This is a genomic window from Paraburkholderia sp., from assembly GCF_028283785.1.
GTDB lineage: Bacteria > Pseudomonadota > Gammaproteobacteria > Burkholderiales > Burkholderiaceae > Paraburkholderia.
Genome location: NZ_JAPWKB010000019.1, coordinates 1,352,015 through 1,370,252, shown reverse-complemented (window position 1 = coordinate 1,370,252; position 18,238 = coordinate 1,352,015). Strand labels below are relative to the sequence as shown.

At 62.4% G+C, this 18,238-nt stretch carries 13 protein-coding genes; 6 read left to right on the top strand and 7 right to left on the bottom strand.

All coding sequences use genetic code 11. The annotated features are described in order from the left end of the window. Positions 1-24: 24 nt before the first annotated feature. Together PW947_RS28340 and galU are read left to right on the top strand one after the other, a co-directional pair. Complete coding sequence (locus tag PW947_RS28340; protein WP_299635674.1) at positions 25-195, top strand: hypothetical protein; 171 nt, start codon at positions 25-27, stop codon at positions 193-195. A 138-nt stretch (positions 196-333) separates the two neighbouring features. Beyond that, complete coding sequence (gene galU, locus PW947_RS28335) at positions 334-1,281, top strand: UTP--glucose-1-phosphate uridylyltransferase GalU (RefSeq protein WP_299635673.1); 948 nt, start codon at positions 334-336, stop codon at positions 1,279-1,281. 218 nt (positions 1,282-1,499) lie between these two features. Here the strand turns inward: galU and PW947_RS28330 are convergent, their stop codons facing one another. Together PW947_RS28330 and PW947_RS28325 are read right to left on the bottom strand one after the other, a co-directional pair. Continuing rightward, positions 1,500-3,671, bottom strand: coding sequence for a malate synthase G (locus PW947_RS28330; protein WP_299635672.1), 2,172 nt, complete (start codon positions 3,669-3,671; stop codon positions 1,500-1,502). A 65-nt stretch (positions 3,672-3,736) separates the two neighbouring features. After that, positions 3,737-4,144 carry a heme-binding protein gene (locus tag PW947_RS28325; protein ID WP_299635671.1) on the bottom strand — a complete coding sequence of 136 codons (408 nt, stop codon included), beginning with the start codon at positions 4,142-4,144 and terminating at the stop codon, positions 3,737-3,739. 479 nt (positions 4,145-4,623) lie between these two features. Between PW947_RS28325 and PW947_RS28320 the strand changes: the two genes are divergently transcribed. Together PW947_RS28320 and cls are read left to right on the top strand one after the other, a co-directional pair. Continuing rightward, on the top strand, positions 4,624-5,535 hold the full coding sequence (locus PW947_RS28320; RefSeq protein ID WP_299635670.1) for an MOSC N-terminal beta barrel domain-containing protein: 912 nt from the start codon (positions 4,624-4,626) through the stop codon (positions 5,533-5,535). 113 nt (positions 5,536-5,648) lie between these two features. Then, positions 5,649-6,911 (top strand): cardiolipin synthase, encoded by a 1,263-nt coding sequence (gene cls / locus PW947_RS28315; RefSeq protein ID WP_299635669.1) that lies wholly within the window; start codon positions 5,649-5,651, stop codon positions 6,909-6,911. A gap of 27 nt (positions 6,912-6,938) precedes the next feature. On the opposite strand, the gene PW947_RS28310 is transcribed toward cls, so the two are convergent. After that, positions 6,939-7,844, bottom strand: a complete 906-nt coding sequence (locus PW947_RS28310) for an alpha/beta hydrolase (protein ID WP_299635668.1) — start codon at positions 7,842-7,844, stop codon at positions 6,939-6,941. A gap of 190 nt (positions 7,845-8,034) precedes the next feature. Beyond that, positions 8,035-9,216, bottom strand: a complete 1,182-nt coding sequence (gene hmpA / locus PW947_RS28305) for an NO-inducible flavohemoprotein (protein ID WP_299635667.1) — start codon at positions 9,214-9,216, stop codon at positions 8,035-8,037. A gap of 113 nt (positions 9,217-9,329) precedes the next feature. Between hmpA and norR the strand changes: the two genes are divergently transcribed. Further along, complete coding sequence (norR, locus tag PW947_RS28300; protein ID WP_299635666.1) at positions 9,330-10,943, top strand: nitric oxide reductase transcriptional regulator NorR; 1,614 nt, start codon at positions 9,330-9,332, stop codon at positions 10,941-10,943. 37 nt (positions 10,944-10,980) lie between these two features. Here the strand turns inward: norR and PW947_RS28295 are convergent, their stop codons facing one another. Together PW947_RS28295 and PW947_RS28290 are read right to left on the bottom strand one after the other, a co-directional pair. Then, positions 10,981-11,499 (bottom strand): ankyrin repeat domain-containing protein, encoded by a 519-nt coding sequence (locus PW947_RS28295; RefSeq protein WP_299635665.1) that lies wholly within the window; start codon positions 11,497-11,499, stop codon positions 10,981-10,983. A gap of 1,722 nt (positions 11,500-13,221) precedes the next feature. Further along, a complete protein-coding gene (locus tag PW947_RS28290) occupies positions 13,222-13,485 on the bottom strand; it encodes a hypothetical protein (RefSeq protein WP_299635664.1) in 264 nt (87 codons plus the stop codon). A gap of 428 nt (positions 13,486-13,913) precedes the next feature. Here PW947_RS28290 and PW947_RS28285 point away from each other — a divergent pair, with 428 nt between their 5' ends. Then, complete coding sequence (locus PW947_RS28285; RefSeq protein ID WP_299635663.1) at positions 13,914-16,049, top strand: serine/threonine protein kinase; 2,136 nt, start codon at positions 13,914-13,916, stop codon at positions 16,047-16,049. 47 nt (positions 16,050-16,096) lie between these two features. Here PW947_RS28285 and PW947_RS28280 read toward each other — a convergent pair whose 3' ends face one another. Beyond that, positions 16,097-18,031: an SUMF1/EgtB/PvdO family nonheme iron enzyme gene (locus PW947_RS28280; protein WP_299635662.1), complete on the bottom strand. Its 1,935-nt coding sequence runs from the start codon at positions 18,029-18,031 to the stop codon at positions 16,097-16,099. Positions 18,032-18,238 lie beyond the last annotated feature (207 nt).

The following is an 18,238-nucleotide window of genomic DNA, read 5'->3' as shown; positions in this document are numbered from 1 at the left end:
GATTCTTTGGACAGAGGTGACACCATGAACCTGCATCTGCTGGCCGGCATTGCCGTGATTCTTGTGCTCGTGGCGGTGTCCGCCTATCGCGAAGCGTTGCGCAACGAGCCGCTGGGGCGCATGCGCATCGCGCCGGGCAAGCTGCCGCCGTCCGACGACAGCGAAGTCGCCGAGACCGACGCCATCCGGCGCTGATAAAGCGTAAGTGCCAAAGCGCCTGCGCTATGTCTGGTTTCGAACCAATTTCACGCGGTTTTTATATGGACGGCGGATTATGTTCCGTTAATCTTTCGGACAACCGAAACGAACAACCAATTTGGGGGATTGCCTACCATGCTGAAAGTCACCAAAGCTGTGTTTCCGGTCGCGGGTCTTGGAACGCGCTTTTTGCCGGCCACCAAGGCGAGCCCGAAGGAAATGCTGCCGATCGTCGATAAGCCGTTGATCCAGTACGCGGTCGAAGAGGCGATTGCGGCCGGCATTACCGAAATGATCTTCGTGACGGGTCGCAGCAAGCGCGCGATCGAGGATCACTTCGACAAGTCGTACGAGATCGAAGCCGAACTCGAAGCGCGCAACAAAAAGCAACTGCTCGACCTCGTGCGCAGCATCAAGCCCGCGAACGTCGATTGCTTCTACGTGCGTCAGGCCGAAGCACTCGGCCTCGGTCACGCGGTGCTGTGCGCGGAAAAGCTGGTCGGTGACAGCCCGTTCGCCGTGATCCTCGCCGACGACCTGCTGCACAGCAAGACGCCGGTGATGAAGCAACTGGTCAACACGTTCAACCACTATCACAGCTCGGTGGTCGGCGTCGAAACCATCGCGCGCGAAGACAGCCGCTCGTACGGCGTGGTCGATGGCCGCGAGTGGGAAGAGGACGTGATCAAGATGTCGGGCATCGTCGAAAAGCCGGCGCCGGAAAACGCACCGTCGAATCTCGGCGTGGTCGGGCGCTACGTGTTGATGCCGACCATCTTCAAGCATATTCGCGCGCTGAAGCCGGGCGCGGGCGGCGAACTGCAACTGACCGACGCGCTGCAATCGCTGCTGTCGGAAGAACAGGTGCTCGCGTATCGCTACTTCGGCACGCGTTTCGACTGCGGCAGCAAGCTCGGCTATCTGAAGGCGACGGTCGAATTCGCGCTGCGTCATCCGGAAGTGAAGGCCGAATTCGGCGCTTACCTCGAAGCCTTTCTCGCCTCGCAACAGGCGCAGCAGTCGCAACAGGATAGCCCGAAGGTCGAGCAGATCATCGCGCCGATGGCGGTCGAAGCGGCGTGATCCGGCTGTAACGCGGCTTCACCGGATGATTCGCCTCGCGTCGCCGGGAAGCCGTAAAAAACGCTGAAAACAGAAACGGGCGCCGCATTTGCATGCCGGCGCCCGTTGATGTTGCGAGTGGCTGTCACATCTTCACGTGTTCACATCTTCATGTGACGTCCAACCCGCGCTACATTTTCACCCAATAAAAACCGCGTCGAAACGCGGTCCGGTCTGCGTCAATGCTGTTTGACGGCCAGGCGGAACTTGTGCAACAGCGGCTCCGTGTAGCCGCTGGGTTGCGCGCGTCCGTCGAAAATCAATGCGGACGCGGCCTTGAACGCCAGCGATCCATCGAAGTTCGGCGCCATCGGCGAATAGTGCGGGTCGCTCTCGTTCTGCTGATCGACCACGCGCGCCATCCGTTCGAGCGTCTCGCGCACGAGCGACTCATCCACCACACCGTGATACAGCCAGTTCGCAATATGCTGGCTGGAGATCCGCAGCGTCGCACGATCTTCCATCAGGCCGATGTTGTTGATGTCCGGCACTTTCGAACAACCGACGCCCTGATCGACCCAACGCACCACGTAGCCGAGAATGCCTTGCGCGTTGTTCTCGACTTCCTGGCGAATCTCTTCGTCGCTCCATTTCGCGCTTTCGACCACCGGAATCGTCAGCAGCCCGTCGAGCAGTTCGCCGCGCACACCCGCGACATCGGTGCGTTCGAGGTCCTGCTGAACGGCTTGCACGTCGATCTGGTGATAGTGCATCGCGTGCAGCGTCGCCGCGGTGGGCGAGGGCACCCACGCGGTGTTCGCACCGGCTTTCGGATGACCGATCTTCTGTTCGAGCATCGCGTGCATCAGGTCCGGCATCGCCCACATGCCCTTGCCGATCTGCGCACGACCGCGCAAGCCCGCGTTCAGGCCTTCGAGCACGTTGCTGCGTTCGTAGGCCGCAATCCACGCGCTCGACTTCATGTCGCCCTTGCGCATCATCGGGCCGGCTTCCATCGCGCTGTGCATTTCGTCGCCGGTGCGATCGAGGAAGCCCGTGTTGATAAACGCGACGCGTGCCGATGCCTGCTCGATACAGGCGGCGAGGTTCACGCTGGTGCGGCGTTCCTCGTCCATGATGCCCATCTTGATGGTATTGCGCGGCAGGTTCAGCAGGTCTTCGACGCGCGCGAACAGTTCGCTCGCGAACGCGACTTCGGCCGGACCGTGCATTTTCGGCTTCACGATGTAGATCGAACCGGTGCGCGAATTCAGTTGCTGCTTGCGATCGTGCAGCGCACACAGCGTCGTGATCACGCCGTCGAGAATGCCTTCCGGAATCTCCTGGCCGTCGCCGTACGTGATGGCCGGATTCGTCATCAGATGGCCGACGTTACGGATAAACAGCAGCGAGCGGCCATGCAGGCGGACCGGCTGACCATCGACGCCGAGATACTCGCGATCCGGATTCAGGCGACGCGTGAAGGTCTTGCCGTTCTTCGTCACCGATTCGACCAGCGAGCCGTCCATCAGGCCGAGCCAGTTGCGGTACAGATGCACCTTGTCTTCGGCATCGACAGCGGCGACCGAGTCTTCGCAGTCGATGATCGTGCTGACGGCCGCTTCGACCAGCACGTCTTTCACGTGCGCCGCGTCGGTCTTGCCGATCGAATCCGTCGCGTCGATCTGGATTTCGAAGTGCAGGCCGTTGTGCTTGAGCAGCACCGCCGACGGCGCGGCCGCGTCGCCCTGATAGCCGATCAGTTGCGCGGGCGTGGCCAGCGCCGCCGTGCCGCTCTTCAGTGCGACGACGAGCGCGCCGTTCTCGATGCGATACGCGGTGGCGTCCACATGCGAGCCGCTTGCGAGCGGCGCGGCCTGATCGAGAAACGCGCGGGCGCGTGCGATCACCCTGGCGCCGCGCGCCGGATTGAATTGCGCGGTTTTTTCGGCACCGTCGGTGTCGGGAATTGCGTCGGTGCCGTACAGCGCGTCGTACAGGCTGCCCCAGCGCGCGTTCGCGGCGTTCAGCGCATAGCGTTGATTCGACAGCGGCACGACCAGTTGCGGGCCGGCCTGTTCGGCAATCTCGCGATCGACGTTTTCCGTGGTGGCCTTCACGCTCGACGGCACCGGCACGATGTAGCCGATGTCCGTCAAAAAGCGGCGATACGCGGGCAAATCGCGGACCGGACCCGGATTGGCTTTGTGCCATCCGTCGAGTTCGGTTTGCAGGCGATCGCGCTCGGCGAGCAACGCGCGATTTTTCGGCGCGAGGTCGTGGACCAGCGCATCGAAGCCGGCCCAGAATGCCGCGCTATCGACGCCGGTGCCGGGCAGCGCTTCCTGTTCGACGAACTGATCGAGATTCGCGGCGACTTTCAGGCCGCCGCGCTGGGTCATCTGAGTCATGGACTGCTCCATCTGATCTAAAGAAATTTTTTATGCTGCTGGGGCATGGCTGCCCGCATGCGCGCTCAGGCCTGCAGACCCGCGACCGCGCCGATCTTCGCGACCTGTGCGTCCTGGTCCGCCTTCACGCCCGATACGCCGACAGCGCCGATCACCTGGCCGTGGACCACCACCGGCACACCGCCTTCGAGCGTGCCCACGAGCGGGGCATTGAGGAACGCGGTGCGGCCGTTGTTGATCATGTCTTCATACTGCTTCGATTCGCGACGGCCGAGTGCGGCCGTGCGGGCCTTTTCGGTGGCGATATAGGCACCGATCGGCGCACAGCCGTCGAGGCGCAGCAGTGCGAGCGGGTGGCCGCCGTCATCGACGATTGCAATCGAAACCGCCCATTGATTTTTCTCGGCTTCGGCGCGCGCGGCGTCGAGCATACGGTTGATTTCGGCAACGCTCAGCACGGATTTGGTCAGCATAATGAATTTCCTGTTGGGGCGGATGGGAGGAATCTTCTACAGCTAAGGTCTTGCGCGTTCGAATGAGCCCAGGGTCGGTGCACGTCTGGATGGGCTGCCAGGACGGGCACCGCGATGGACCGGCGTAACGGCTTACGCCGCGTGCTGCGATTTTACTGCCTGCTACCGGATGCGCACACCCGAACCCGCAAACTTGGCGGACAGCGCGGGCGTCGCTGTCGGACGGGATGCGAATCGGACCTGAATCAAGGGCTTACGTGTCGATCGCAATTGGATGAACGGCGACGAGCTTGTCTCTGGCGAGTCATGTGTGTCCCGTTCGAGGTGCATGTCGAAGCCGGTCTGAATGGCGTCTGTAAGGGGATATGCACGTCCCGCCAGACGCAACCGTGCGTCGAGATATGAAAACCGGCGCTGCGCATGCGGTCGCGGACGCTTTAAAATTGCTGCTACGACATTAGAAAATCGAGCCTCACGCCATGCCCACACTTACCGCGCTCTACGTCTATCCGGTCAAATCGTGCGCCGCGATCGCGCTGAACGACGCCCATCTGCTGGCGAACGGACTCGCGTACGACCGAAACTGGATGATCGTCGAGCCGGACGGCACGATGGTCACGCAGCGGACCGTTCCGCGTCTTGCGCTGATTCGCGTCGAAATCGGCGAGCGCGATCTGATTCTCAGCGTGCCCGCCGATGCATGCGCCGATGCCGCCGGACTCGCGCCGCTTCACACCCCGTTGACGGTGGATGCGCTGGTCGCCGGGCACGGCACGCAGCATCGCAGCGTGACGATCTGGGGCGATACCGTCGATGCGCTCGATACCGGCGATGCATGCGCGCAATGGTTGTCCACGTATCTCGGCATGACGGTGCGTCTGGTGCGCTTCGATCCCGCCGCCGAGCGGATCGCGAGCCGGAAATGGACCGGCGAGCTGCGCGCGCCGACCCAATTCGTCGATGGTTTTCCGCTGTTGGTGGCCAACACCGGTTCGCTCGACGATCTGAACCAGCGGCTGACGGCGAAGGGCGCGCCCGCGATTCCGATGGACCGCTTCCGTGCGAATCTGGTGATCAGCGGCTGGGATGCATTCGAAGAAGACTTCATCGAAACCTTGACGATCGTGCCCGCAACGCACGACGGTGAGGCCGTCGAACTGCGTTTCGTGAAGCCGTGCTCGCGCTGTCCGATGCCGACCATCGATCAGGCGACGGGCGCGCCCGATCCCGCATGGCCGAACGAACCGACCGACACGCTGGTCGTCTACCGGCGCGATCCGCGTGTCAACGATGCACCGACGTTCGGACAGAATGCGGTGATCGTCTCGGGCGTCGGCGCGCGTCTCGCCGTGGGCCAGCAGGTCGAAGCGGAAATTGCATTCGGCGATTGAACGTCGCGCATGATGTGCATGATGCGCGAGCCGGCATGCCGGGCACGGCGTTTGCAAGGTCGACTGACGCTCTTGGCCTGAGTGCAGAATAATCAAACGGAGATGACACAGCCATGCTGATCGTGCCAATCACCGCGCTGGTTACGCTGATCGTCGTGCTGTTGATCGCGAACCTGTCGAGCGGCGAGAAGAAAATCGAGCATAAGATCGAGCGGCTCTACGCCAGCGACGATCCGCAATTCCTGCGCTCGATGGGCCTGCTGCTGGGTCCACCCGTCGCCGACGGCAACCGCTTCGAGGTGCTCGTCAACGGCGACCGGATCTTTCCGTCGATGCTCGACGGCATTCGCAGTGCGCGCAAAACCATCACGTTCGAAACCTTCATCTACTGGTCCGGCGAGATCGGCGAGCGGTTCGCAAAGGCGCTCGCCGACAAGGCGCGCGAAGGCGTCGCGGTTCACGTGCTGCTCGACTGGGTCGGCTCGAAGAAAATGGACAAACGCTATCTGCGGATGTTGCGCGATGCGGGCGCCGAAGTCATTCAGTATCACAAGCCGCACTGGACCGGACTCGGCCGGATGAACGATCGCACGCACCGCAAATTGCTGGTGATCGATGGCCGGATCGGGTTTACGGGCGGCGTCGGTATTGCCGAAGAATGGACTGGCAACGCGCAGGACGAGAAGCACTGGCGCGATACGCATTTTCGTATCGAGGGTCCGGCGGTCGGCCATATGCAGGCCGTGTTCATGGACAACTGGGTGAAAGCGACCGGCAACGTCCTGCACGGTCCCGCCTATTTTCCGCAGATCGACCCGCAGGGCGACGGCGTCGCGCACATGTTCAGCAGTTCGCCGTCGGGCGGCAGCGACGACATGCAGTTGATGTACCTGATGGCGATCACCGCCGCGACCCACACGATTCACCTCGCGAGCGCGTACTTCGTGCCCGACAAGCTGACGATCAACGCGATCGTCGAAGCCGCGAAGCGCGGCGTGAAAGTGCAGATCGTCACGCCCGGCAAACGGATCGACACGCACACGGTGCGCGAGGCGTCGCGCGCGTGCTGGGGCGATCTACTGGAAGCGGGCGTGGAGATCTACGAATATCAACCGACGATGTTCCACTGCAAGCTGCTGGTGGTGGACGAATATCTGGTGTCGGTCGGTTCGACGAATTTCGACAGCCGCTCGTTCAAGCTGAACGACGAAGCCAACCTGAATATTTACGATCGCGATTTCGCGCGGCAGCAGACCGCGATTCTCGCCGGCGACATCGCGAAGGCGCAACGCATCACGCTCGAGATGTGGCGCAAGCGGCCACTCGCCGAGCGGATTCTGGAGAAGTTCGTGATCGTGCTGGACGGACAGCTTTAGCACCATTTTCAGGTGCTATTGTCACGCTCATCCGCACGTCGCGCGAAAGTGCGCGAGCAATGCGTCGGCCACGGCGGCGGGTTGTTCGCGCGGCGGAAAATGACCCGCGCCGTCGATCATCACGCGCCGATACCCGCCGGTAAAGCACGCATCCTGACCTTCCGATGTCGCCGGTTCATCGCACAGATCGACCGCGCCCTGAATCATCAAGGTAGGCGTGGATAGTTGCGCGATGGTCGCGAGCCGGGCGCGCAGCGTCGCATAAGCCGGATCGGATTCGATATCGCTGCGCCAGCGGCGCCGGTAGCCGTTTAGCGTGATCGCCACCCAGTCGGGATTGTCGAATGCGGTGGCGGTCGCCGCGAATTCCGCATCGTCGAACCAGCCGGGCGGCGACCACGTGTCCCACTGAATGCGCGCGAAGCCGCGTGGATCGGCGGCGATCACGGCGGGCCCATCGTCGAGCGACATAAACCATTGATACCAGAACTTGCGCGCCTGCGAGAACGACGTCGGTAGCGTGAATGCACCGTTCGGTTGAAACGCGAGCGCAAGCGCGGCGATTCTTCGCACGCGCGGCGCAAAGAGCGCGGCCATCGTGTACGCGGCACGTGCGCCCCAATCGTGTCCTGCCACATCGAAGCGATCGATCTGCAACGCATCGGCGAGTTCGAGGGCGTCGTGCGCGAGTGCGACGCCGGAGCCATCGCGAATCGTGTCCGCATGCAGGAAACGCGTGCCGCCGCTGCCGCGCAAATCCGGCGTGATCGTGCGGAAGCCGACATCGTTCAGGCGTGGCGCCACGTGCGACCAGCCGCGCGACGCATCCGGCCAGCCGTGCAGCAAAAGAATGACGGGACCGTCGGCGGGGCCCGTGTCCGTGTAGGCGATATCGAGCGTTGACGTGGTGATGCGGCGTGACGTGTCGGGCATCGTGCGCTCCTGAATGAAGAGTTCAGTTGATTGCATGCGCGACTATTTTGCACCCGGTGCGCTTAGTGTGCTCGACGCGTGCCCGATGCAAAAACGGACCGGTTGCGCGTGCAACCAGTCCGCTTTCGATGCCGCGTGTTGAAACCATGGCTTCGACTTCAATTATCTTTTTTAGCCGCTATTCAAAGGCTTAATCGAGCGCCGACGCCGGTCCGAAGAACTCGTAACAGCTTTGCGATTCCGGCACGCCGACTGCCTTCAGATGCCGCTTGATCGCCTTCATGAATGGCACGGGACCGAGAAAATATACGTCCACGTCACGATCTTCCGGCAGCCATCGATCGAGCAGCGTTTCGTTCAGATGACCGGTGCCGTGCGCGTCGGGGTCGCCGTCGCGTGGTTGCTCGTAGCAGTAGAAGTGCGTCAGTTGCGGATGACGCGCGGCGAGCGAGTCGATCGTGTCGCGGAACGCGTGCACGCCGCCGTGACGCGCGGCGTGGATGAAGTGCACGTCGCGGCCCTGGTCGAGTGCTGCGTGCAGCATCGCGAGCGTCGGCGTGATGCCGACGCCGCCGCTGATCAGCACCAGCGGCTTGTCGGCGGGTTCGAGCCGGAAGTCGCCGGATGGGGTGAAGACATCGAGCGTGTCGCCTTCGTGAACCGCGTCGTGCAGATAGTTCGACACCTTGCCGTTCGGTTCGCGCTTCACGCTGATGCGATATTCGCGACCATTCGACGCGGCGGACAGCGAGTAGTTGCGCCGCACTTCGTCGCCGTCGATGGTCAGGCGCAAGCCGGTGTACTGGCCCGGATGGAAATCGAGGATCGCAGCGCCGTCGGCCGGTTGCAGATAGAACGACGTGATCTCGTCGCTCTCGCGCACTTTGCGCGCAACACGGAACGGCCGCGTGCCGCGCCATCCGCCCGGTGCATGGGCCTTGTCGTCGTAGATCTGCGTTTCGAGGCCGATCAGCAGATCGGCGAGCTGACCGTAGGCAGCGGCCCACGCGTCGATGACCGCGTCGGTGGCGATCTCTTCGCCGAGCACTTCGCGGATCGACGCCAGCAGACAGGTGCCGACGATCGGATAGTGCTCGGGCAGGATATTCAGCGCGACGTGCTTGTTGATGATCTGACCGACGAGGCCGCCGAGTTTTTCGAGTTCGTCGATATGCCGTGCGTACATCAGCACGCCGTTGGCAAGCGCGCGTTGCTGCGCGCCGCTCGCCTGGTGCGTCTGGTTGAACATCGGACGCACTTGCGGATAGTCGCGCAGCATCTTCGCGTAGAAGTGCGTGGTGAGCGCCTCGCCGCCGCTTTCGAGCAGCGGAACGGTGGCTTTGACGATGACGCGGTGTTCGGGCGAGAGCATGGTGTGGTCCTGTTCGAGTTGACAAGTCAGCCGGATCGCGACTGTTGTTGCTCTCTAATACAGTTTCTGTGCCAGAATTAAACATCATTGAAATCAGTGGCTTGCAAAATCAAATGGTTCATTCGACTCTCGTCAAAAAGACTGCATCAGAGGTCATATTGACTGCGCGCTCGCTACTCGACGTGCTGACGCCGCTGATCCACGATCTGTCGCTCGACCTGTCCGAAACCGAGCGCTACCGGCGTTTGCTCAAGAGCATGCTGACGTTGTTTCCGGGCGACGCCGCCGCGCTGTTGCGGCTGAGCGGCGACACGCTGGTGCCGCTCGCCACCGACGGCTTGAGCAGCGACACGTTGGGGCGGCGTTTTCGTGTCGCCGACCATCCTCGTTTCGTGCAGTTGCTGTCGCGAAGCGAACCGACCCGATTCGCCGCCGATTCCGATCTGCCCGATCCGTACGACGGACTGGTTCAAGGCGTCGAAGGCGATCTCGAAGTGCACGATTGCCTCGGTTGTCCGTTGCTGATCGGCGGTCGCGTCTGGGGTTTGCTGACGCTCGACGCGCTCGACCCGGCCCGCTTCGACCCTATCGACATGGCGTCGTTGCAGGCCTTTCTGAGTCTTGCAGCGGCGACGGTGAGCGTGGTGGAGCGGATCGATGCGCTGGCGCGCACCGGCGAGGAGGAACGGCGTCGCGCGGAGGCGTATCGGCAGGCGAGCGGCGGGCAAAGCCGTCGCGAGATGATCGGCAGCAGCGAGGCGCACAAACGGCTGATCCACGAAATCGAAACGGTCGCGGGCAGCGATCTCACCGTGTTGATCACCGGCGAAACCGGCGTCGGCAAGGAGCTGGTCGCAAACGCGATCCACGCGTTATCGCCGCGCGCGTCGAAGCCGCTGATCAGCCTGAACTGCGCGGCGTTGCCCGATACGCTGGTGGAAAGCGAACTGTTCGGGCATGTGCGTGGTGCGTTTTCGGGGGCATCGACCGACCGTCGCGGCAAATTCGAACTCGCCGACGGCGGCACGATTTTTCTGGACGAAGTGGGCGAGCTGTCGTTGGCAGTGCAGGCGAAGTTGCTGCGCGTGTTGCAGAACGGGCAGTTGCAGCGGATCGGTTCGGACAGCGATCACACGGTGGATGTCCGGTTGATCGCCGCGACCAATCGCGATCTGGCCGACGAAGTACGCGCTGGGCGCTTCCGTGCGGATTTTTACCATCGGCTGACTGTGTATCCGCTGCGCGTGCCACCGATGCGCGAGCGCGGCCGCGACGTGTTGCTGCTGGCCGGTTTTTTCCTCGAAGAGAATCGCGCGCGGCTGGGTCTGTTGAGTCTGCGGCTCGCTGCCGATGCGCAGGCCGCGTTGTTGCGTTATTCGTGGCCGGGGAATGTGCGCGAACTGGAGCATCTGATTGGGCGCAGCGCGTTGAAGGCGTTGTCGGCGTTGTCCGCGAATCGCTCGCGTCAACGGATCGTGACGATCGGCGCGGCGGACCTGGCCTTGTCGACCCTCGCGGACGAACGCAGCGACGGCGTGAGCGTCGCCGCGTCGCAGGGGGCGGCGGAAGCGGGCGGCGATTTTCGTAGCACCGTGACCACTTTCGAGCGGACGCTGCTGCTCGACGCGTTGGCGCGCAACAATCAGAACTGGGCGGCGGCCGCGCGTGAACTCGGGCTGGACCGGGCGAACCTGAATCGTCTCGCGAGGCGGCTGGGGCTGAAGTAGCGCGAAAGCCGCGCGTGCCGCTCGCGGACGTGAGTCGTCAGGGCTGGGTTTTTTGCAGTTGCGCGGGCGTATCGGTTGCGCCCATGCGGTTGGCCGCGTCGAGTGCGGTGACACCGCTTGCGTCGCGGGCTTGCGGGTTGGCGCCGTGGGCGAGCAGCAGATCGACCATATCGGTGCGATTGAACATCGCGGCGATCATCAGTGCCGTGCGGCCGTCAGGGGACGCGCCTTCGACGTTTGCGCCTTTGGCAAGCAGCACTTCGGCGACCTCTTTAAAGCCTTTGAATGCCGCGCCCGCGAGTGGCGTCTGGCCGTTATCGTTCTGCAGATCGGGATTGGCGCCACGTTCGATGAGCGTGCGGACAGCGTCCGCGTGACCGTGATAGGCCGCGAGCATCACGAGGCTGTCGCCTTTCTCGTTACGGAGGTTGGGTGGGACGCCTTTGTCGATGACAGCGGCGAGCATGGTGGCGTCGCCGCGACGCGCCAGGTCGAAGACCTCGCGGGCGAGGTCGACGAGTTGGGGGTCGATAGGGGTGGTTTTGTCTTCTGGCATTTGGGCTCCTTGGTGTGGGGTTTGGTTTGGTTTGGTTTGTGCAATATGCCATAGGTGCGTGGGCTGTGTTTATGGCGTTAGGTTGGTTGCTTTTGGTGTCGCGTGCGCGGCCTGTTTTCGCGGTGGTTTGCCTGGTTCGTCCCTGTGCGGGACCGGGTGCGGTTTGCGGTTCGCTTTGCGTTGGTTTGGTTGCTCCTGGTGTGGCGTGCGCGTCCTGTTTTCGCGGTGGTTTGCCTGGATCGTCCCTGTGCGGGACCGGTGCGTTTTGCGGTTCGCATGGCGTTGGTTTGGTTGCTCCTGGCGTGGCGTGCGCGTCCTGTATTCACGCTGGTCTGCCTGGATCGTCCCTGTGCGGGACCGCACCTACTTTTCTTTGCTCGCGCAAAGAAAAGTAGGCAAAAGAAAGCGCGTTTACACCGCCACTCCGTAGCGAGTGGCGTCTACTGACTAACGGGTAGTGGACCGCGCACGTTTGGAGTTGCCGGTCTGTTTTTCGTGGTGATCCGCGCCCGCACATCCCGCCCGCTTCGCGGCGGTAGCCCACTTCAAAACCCCGTTAGCGCTACGGCCTTGGCTCGCCTTCGCGACGGTTCCAGCGTCCAGCCCAAAGCGCGGTTTGCGCACGGCATTTGCTCTTTTTAGGACCATTCCGGCGTCGGCTCAAAGCCCGGATTTGCCAGCCTTCAAGACGGTCCAGACGCCCTGCTCAAGAGCCGGTTTCCGCCATGGCATTCACCCGCCTTCACGATGGTTTCGACGTTCTGCGTAACCTGGAATTTTGCGCGCGGGAACAGGCCGGCGCATGCCAGGAAAATGGGTTTTGTGACGAACGGAGTGCCGCGCGCGAATGGCGCCGAGAGAAAAAGACGGGGCTGTGCCCAACGGCTGTCGCGGAGCGAACAGCCGGACCGAATGACTGCCTTGTCACTCGCTTAAGCGGTGCGGCAACTCAAATCGTGCGCGGTCCACTACCCAAAAGTCAGTAGACGCCACTCGCTACAAAGTGTCGGTGTAAACGCGCTTTCTTTTGCCTACTTTTCTTTGCGCGAGCAAAGAAAAGTAGGTGCGGTCCCGCACAGGGACGATCCAGGCGTACCAGCGTGAAAACAGGACGCGCACGCGACGCTAAAGGCAACCAACCCAACACCATGCAAACCGCAAACCGCACCGGTCCCGCACAGGACCGATCCAGGCAAACCACCGCGAAAAACAGCCCACGCACGCCAACATAAAACCAACCACCCCAGCGCAAAAACCCGGCCGCGCACGCGAAAAAGAACCTCTACACCCCACTAGAATCCACTCCCACCTTGCCCTGAGAACCAGACTCCCCCTTCCGTGCCTTCCCAAAGGCACCTCCAACGGCGCCCCCGAACTCCACAACCCGTCCCCGCTCCTCGACAATCGGCGCAACCACAAAAAACCTCCGCGCCCCACCGCAAATCGCGGCCATCGCCTCGCGATCGAGCACTACGCTCTCGGTCAGATCGTCAATCTTTATCGTCGCCATAAAATCACTCCACACACAATCAACCACGGCCGCGCATCGTCGATCATCCCGTCCGCGAAGCGCAAAAAACGAGCGGCGAAGCCATCGGCCTGCCGCTCGCGTGTCTCTCTCGCATCTATGAGTATAGGTAATTCATCGGCGTTTGAAGCCGCCGTTTCCCCGGACTTCGTCGCCAGACCGCGGCCCCTCGCGGTCCATTCGTATTCGTCTACCTAGCCCTGGTAGATCGTATTCGCGTTGCTGACTGTCGGCGTGACCACCACGCCTGCTGTCGAGTTCGGTGCGCCCAATGCGTTGATCGACATGTACGTCGTGTTCGACTGCGATGCCGTGACGTGCTTGCTGAAATCCATCGTCAACGGATTGAAATTGAAATAGTCGAATGAAGGCATCTGAAAGCCGCCTCGCACCGTATACATTGCACGGCGGTCCAACGATTCGATAACGGTCAGATCTTTGATTATCAGCGTGTTCATCACAGTTCTCCTGAAGATTGGCGGATCGGATGGTTGGGTTCCGGGTATCCTCGTTTGCGTTGACGACTATAGTGCACAGGTCGTGCCAGCATGAGCTCGCGAACCCGCGAAAGTAGCTGGAATTCAGGCACGAAAGGGCGCACACGCTGCAACGCGATCGCCCACGCCGGATCGGCGAACGGTGCAAAGCATTCAGGTGGTGGCGTCGCGCCAACAACCGGAACCGCGCTGTTGGCACACACGCAACACCGCTCGCGGGCCGCTGTTGTGCAGCCGGAAACCGTGTGGCAAACGCGCGTCGCACATGGCTTTCGTGGGCAATCCTGGATTGCGAAAGAGTTATGTGCGGCCTAGTATCGAATCAGCACATGTAACCTGTTATGACAGGTGCTTCATGAGTCCATCGGGAGCTGCGTCGCTCTGCACAAATGGCTAGCCTTGCGCATGTGATTCGCGATTACCAGAGCGGCGGACTTTCGCGCGATGAATTCGTCGCGCAGGTCGACAGTACGCTCACGACGGAAGGCCCCGGCCCCGCACGCCTGCTCGATATTCTCGGCGAGGCGCACGCCCGCATGCCATTGCCGTCAGACCTGTACGCCGAAGTGCGTCGCAGGATCGAACAGCTGCCCGCGGCGCAACGCGTCACGAGCGCGGAAGAAACGCGTCTGCAAACCCGTCCGGATTACGCATTCCCACCGTCGGCGTCGGATCCTTCCGGCGGTCCGACGCCGACGCCCGCGCCGGGTCACGATCAGGTCAAAGGCACCGGCGACACGCTCAATCACCGCTTCGTGCTTGAAGAATGCCTGGGCGTCGGCGGGATGGGTTCGGTCTATAAGGCGCTCGATCTACGCAAGGTCGAGGCGTCGGATCGCAAGCCCTATCTCGCGATCAAGGTGCTGAACGTCCAGTTTCGCGGCAACCCGAAATCGCTGATCGCGCTGCAACGCGAAGCGCGCAAGGCGCAAGTGCTTGCGCATCGCAACATCGTTACGGTCTACGATTTCGACCGCGACGGCGTCATCGTCTACCTGACGATGGAATACCTCACCGGCAAGCCGCTCAGCCAGTTCATGCGCAGCAAGGATTTTCACGGGATGCCGGTTCGCGCGGCGCTGCCGATCATCCGCGGGATGTGCGGCGCGCTCGCATATGCGCACGAACGCGGTTTCGTCCATTGCGATTTCAAACCCGCGAACGTGTTCCTGACCGATGGCGGCGAAGTGAAAGTGATCGATTTCGGCATTGCGCGGGTGTTTCAGCGGCCGGAAGAGGAAAGCGATGCGACCGTGTTCGATCCCGGCAGTCTCGGCGCGTTGACGCCCGCCTATGCAAGCCCGGAAATGCTCGAACATCGCGAACCCGATCCGCGTGACGACATCTACGCGCTCGGCTGCATCACGTATGAACTGCTGACCGGGCGTCATCCGTTCGACCGGCAATCGGCGATCCAGGCGCGCAGCGCCGGTCGAAAACCGGAGCGGCCCGAGAATATCGGCACGCGTCAATGGCGTGCGCTGCGTGCGTCGCTGTCGTTCGATCGCGACGCGCGAACGCCGACGGTCAACCGGTTCATGGAAGAGTTCGGCGCCGACGAACGCTCCGCGAAACGAACCGCGCCGCATGTTCCTCCGAACGTTCGTGCACTTGGCCTGGCGGCGCTGGCGGGCGTCGCGGTGGCAAGCATAGGGGTGTACCTGTTCCGCTCGTCGTCGGGCTCGCACGAGGCCGCGCCGACCGCGCCGATGGCGTTTTCCGCATCGGCGGCGTCGTCGGCGAGTCTGGAAGGAAACGGTCGTTCCAGCGGGTCGGCGGTAAAACCCGCGATCCGCCGCGATAACGCGTCCGCCGAACCCGCGCCGAGCGGAAAGGGCGTCGATGCGTCGGTGACGATGGCGGCTGTCGCGCCGTTGCTCGCGCAGGCGCCGTGCTCGGCGTTATCGGCTTCGGTGCGCGATCATGCGCTACAGGTCAACGGATTCGTGTCGCAACGCTACGGCGCCGCGCGTCTTAAGGATGCACTGAGTCTCGCGCCGGGCGTCGATACGCTGAATGTCGACGTGACGCCGCTTTCGGACGACAAGTGCAACACGATCAAAAGCCTCGCGCCGTTCTGGACGCATAACTGGCAGAGCGGGCACGCCGCGTCGCTGCGCGTGCGGCCCGCCACGGGCTTGCTGACGGAAGGCGATCCGCTGATCGTCGATGTATCGACGCCACCGTACAACTCGTATGTGAACATCGATTACTACGAGCTGGACGGCAGCGTGGTTCATATGGTGCCGGGGCCGCGCGCGAAGGACAATCAGGCGCCGCCGCGCTACTCGGCGACGATCGGCGGCGGTGGCGACTGGATCATTTCGAAACCGTTCGGCTCAGAACTCGTCGTGTTGCTGGTTACACCCGTGCCGTTGTTCGATAGCCTGCGTCCCGAAAGCGAATCGCGCGCCGATTATCTGCGTGCACTCGACACGCGTCTGTCGCAGATCGCGGGTAAATACGGACGCGACAAGATCCTCGCCGACATCGCGCCGATCACCACGCGCGCGCGCGGCAACTGATCGGCACGGCTTGCAAGGCCGCTACCGCGTGCGACTCCCCATCAGCGTTACTTCAGTTCCTTCACCACACGAAAGCCATCCTGCGATTGACGTACGCTCGCGCTGTACTTGAAGCGCGTGGACGTCAGCATATAGCTCGCGCCTTCGCGCCACGACCCGCCGCGAATCACGCGCATATTGCAGCCCGGATAGTCCCACGCGGTGCCGTCGGCAGGTGCGTTCTGATAGGTATCGTGCCAGCAGTCGCCGACCCATTCCCAGACGCCGCCGTTCATGTCGTAAAGGCCGTACGGATTGGCCGCGAACGTGCCGACCGGTTCGGGGCCTTCCTTGTGATACGGATCGCCGCATTCGGTGCAGTTGGCGACGCCTTTGCGCATCGCATCGCCCCACCAGTACGTAGTGGAAGTGCCCGCACGGTCCGCGTATTCCCACTCGGATTCCGTCGGTAGACGATAAGTCTTGCCCGTGGTTTTCGTCAGCCATTTAACGTACTGCTGCGCGTCGTCCCAACTCAGATCGCGTGCCGGTGCGTTCTTGACGGTATTCGACTCCGGCGTCAATTTCGTACATGCATTGGCCGCAACGCACGCGCCGTATTGCTCGACAGTGACTTCGAACTTGCCGATCGCGTACGGCGCGGCAATCGTCACACGATGCGGCGGCCGCTCGGATGGGTCGGACGCCTTGTTGCCCATCGTGAACGCGCCGGGCGCAATGGCGATCATCACCGGACAGGTCGCGCAGTCCTTGCTCTCGGTGCCGTTGGTGACCGCCGTCGTATTGGCCGACGCGGTCTTAGGTGTTTGCGGCGCGGGCGTTGGCGGCGCTGCGGCGGGTGGCGTGGCGACGGGTGGCGGCGCTGCATGCGTGGCTTGCGGAACGGGCGTCGCCGACGCTGCATGTGACGGTTGCGGCGCAGCGGGCACAGGTGACGGCGCTGCGGGTGCAGGCGTTGGCGTCACCGCCGGTTTGGGCGCAGCCGACGACGACGCCTTCAACCGATCGATGCGCGCCTTCGCAAGCGGCGCAAAGCGTCCATTCGGATAGGCCTTTAAATAGGCTTCGTAATCGCTTGCGTAGGTGCTGTCCTTGATCGAATCCCAGAACGACAACTCGTATTGCTCGTTACTGTCTTTAGGCAAAATGCCGCGATGGCGTGCCCCGTCCAAGTCTTCGTTTTCACTCGGCGACGCCGCGAGCAACGTGGCCGGTGTCGAAGTGGACGAACGATCGTAAGACGATGCATGCCACGGACGTTGCCGCCCATGCGTCGCTGCGGATACATCGGACGCCGCGCGTTGCAACGCGTCGTCGAGTGTCGGCGCGTGCGATGCGGATAGCGCATCCACCAGGCTCGCCGTAAAAATGCCGTGATAAGCGCCGTCGTCTGCGAGTTCGCCGGGCGCGGTCGCGAAGGTCGCGATGGTGCGCGGTGGCAGTGCTTTTTGAGTTGACGCCATCGATGTATCACGATTCCCGAATGGATCGTTCAGACATGCATCGACGATGATCACATTGCGCATATGCGCACGCGGCGCTGCCAGGACCTGAAGCAGACGCTTCATATTGAACGCCGACGTAATGAGTTGCGCGGGTGCGTCGACATCGGTGCCGGCCGGCACCAGTAACGTGTCGCCGTGCAACTGGAAGCCGTGTCCCGCGAAATAGAACACGCCAACACCGCCTGCCTTCAGACGCGCGTTGAATGTGTCGAGTGCTTCGGACATTTGCCGAGGCGTTGCGTTGGTTCGCGCGATGACGTCGAAGCCGCGCGCGCGTAACGCATTGCCGATGCTGTAGGCATCGCGCGCGGCATTGTGCAATGCCCCGCCGGGATAATCGTCGTTGCCGATCACGAGCGCGATGCGCGGCACGTTGCCGGTGTCGGGCGAAGCATGCGTGCGCACCGCATGCGCGTATCCGATCATATGAATCTGGAGTGCGACGGCCATGCCAACCAGCAGGAGTTTTCGCCACATATTCAAATCCTGTTTGTCTGGACCGAACATCGGGGTGTCATGCATCCCGTTCCCGCAACGACTGCTGCACTGTGCGACGCCCGCAGACGGCGCTTCGCATGCGCGCCGCAATCACGTTTAAAGCAGCGATGTAGCGCTTAACAACCATAGCACGCTGTTCAGGAGTCGGAACAAAAACGACAGTGGCGTTTCTTTTTACGCAGTTCC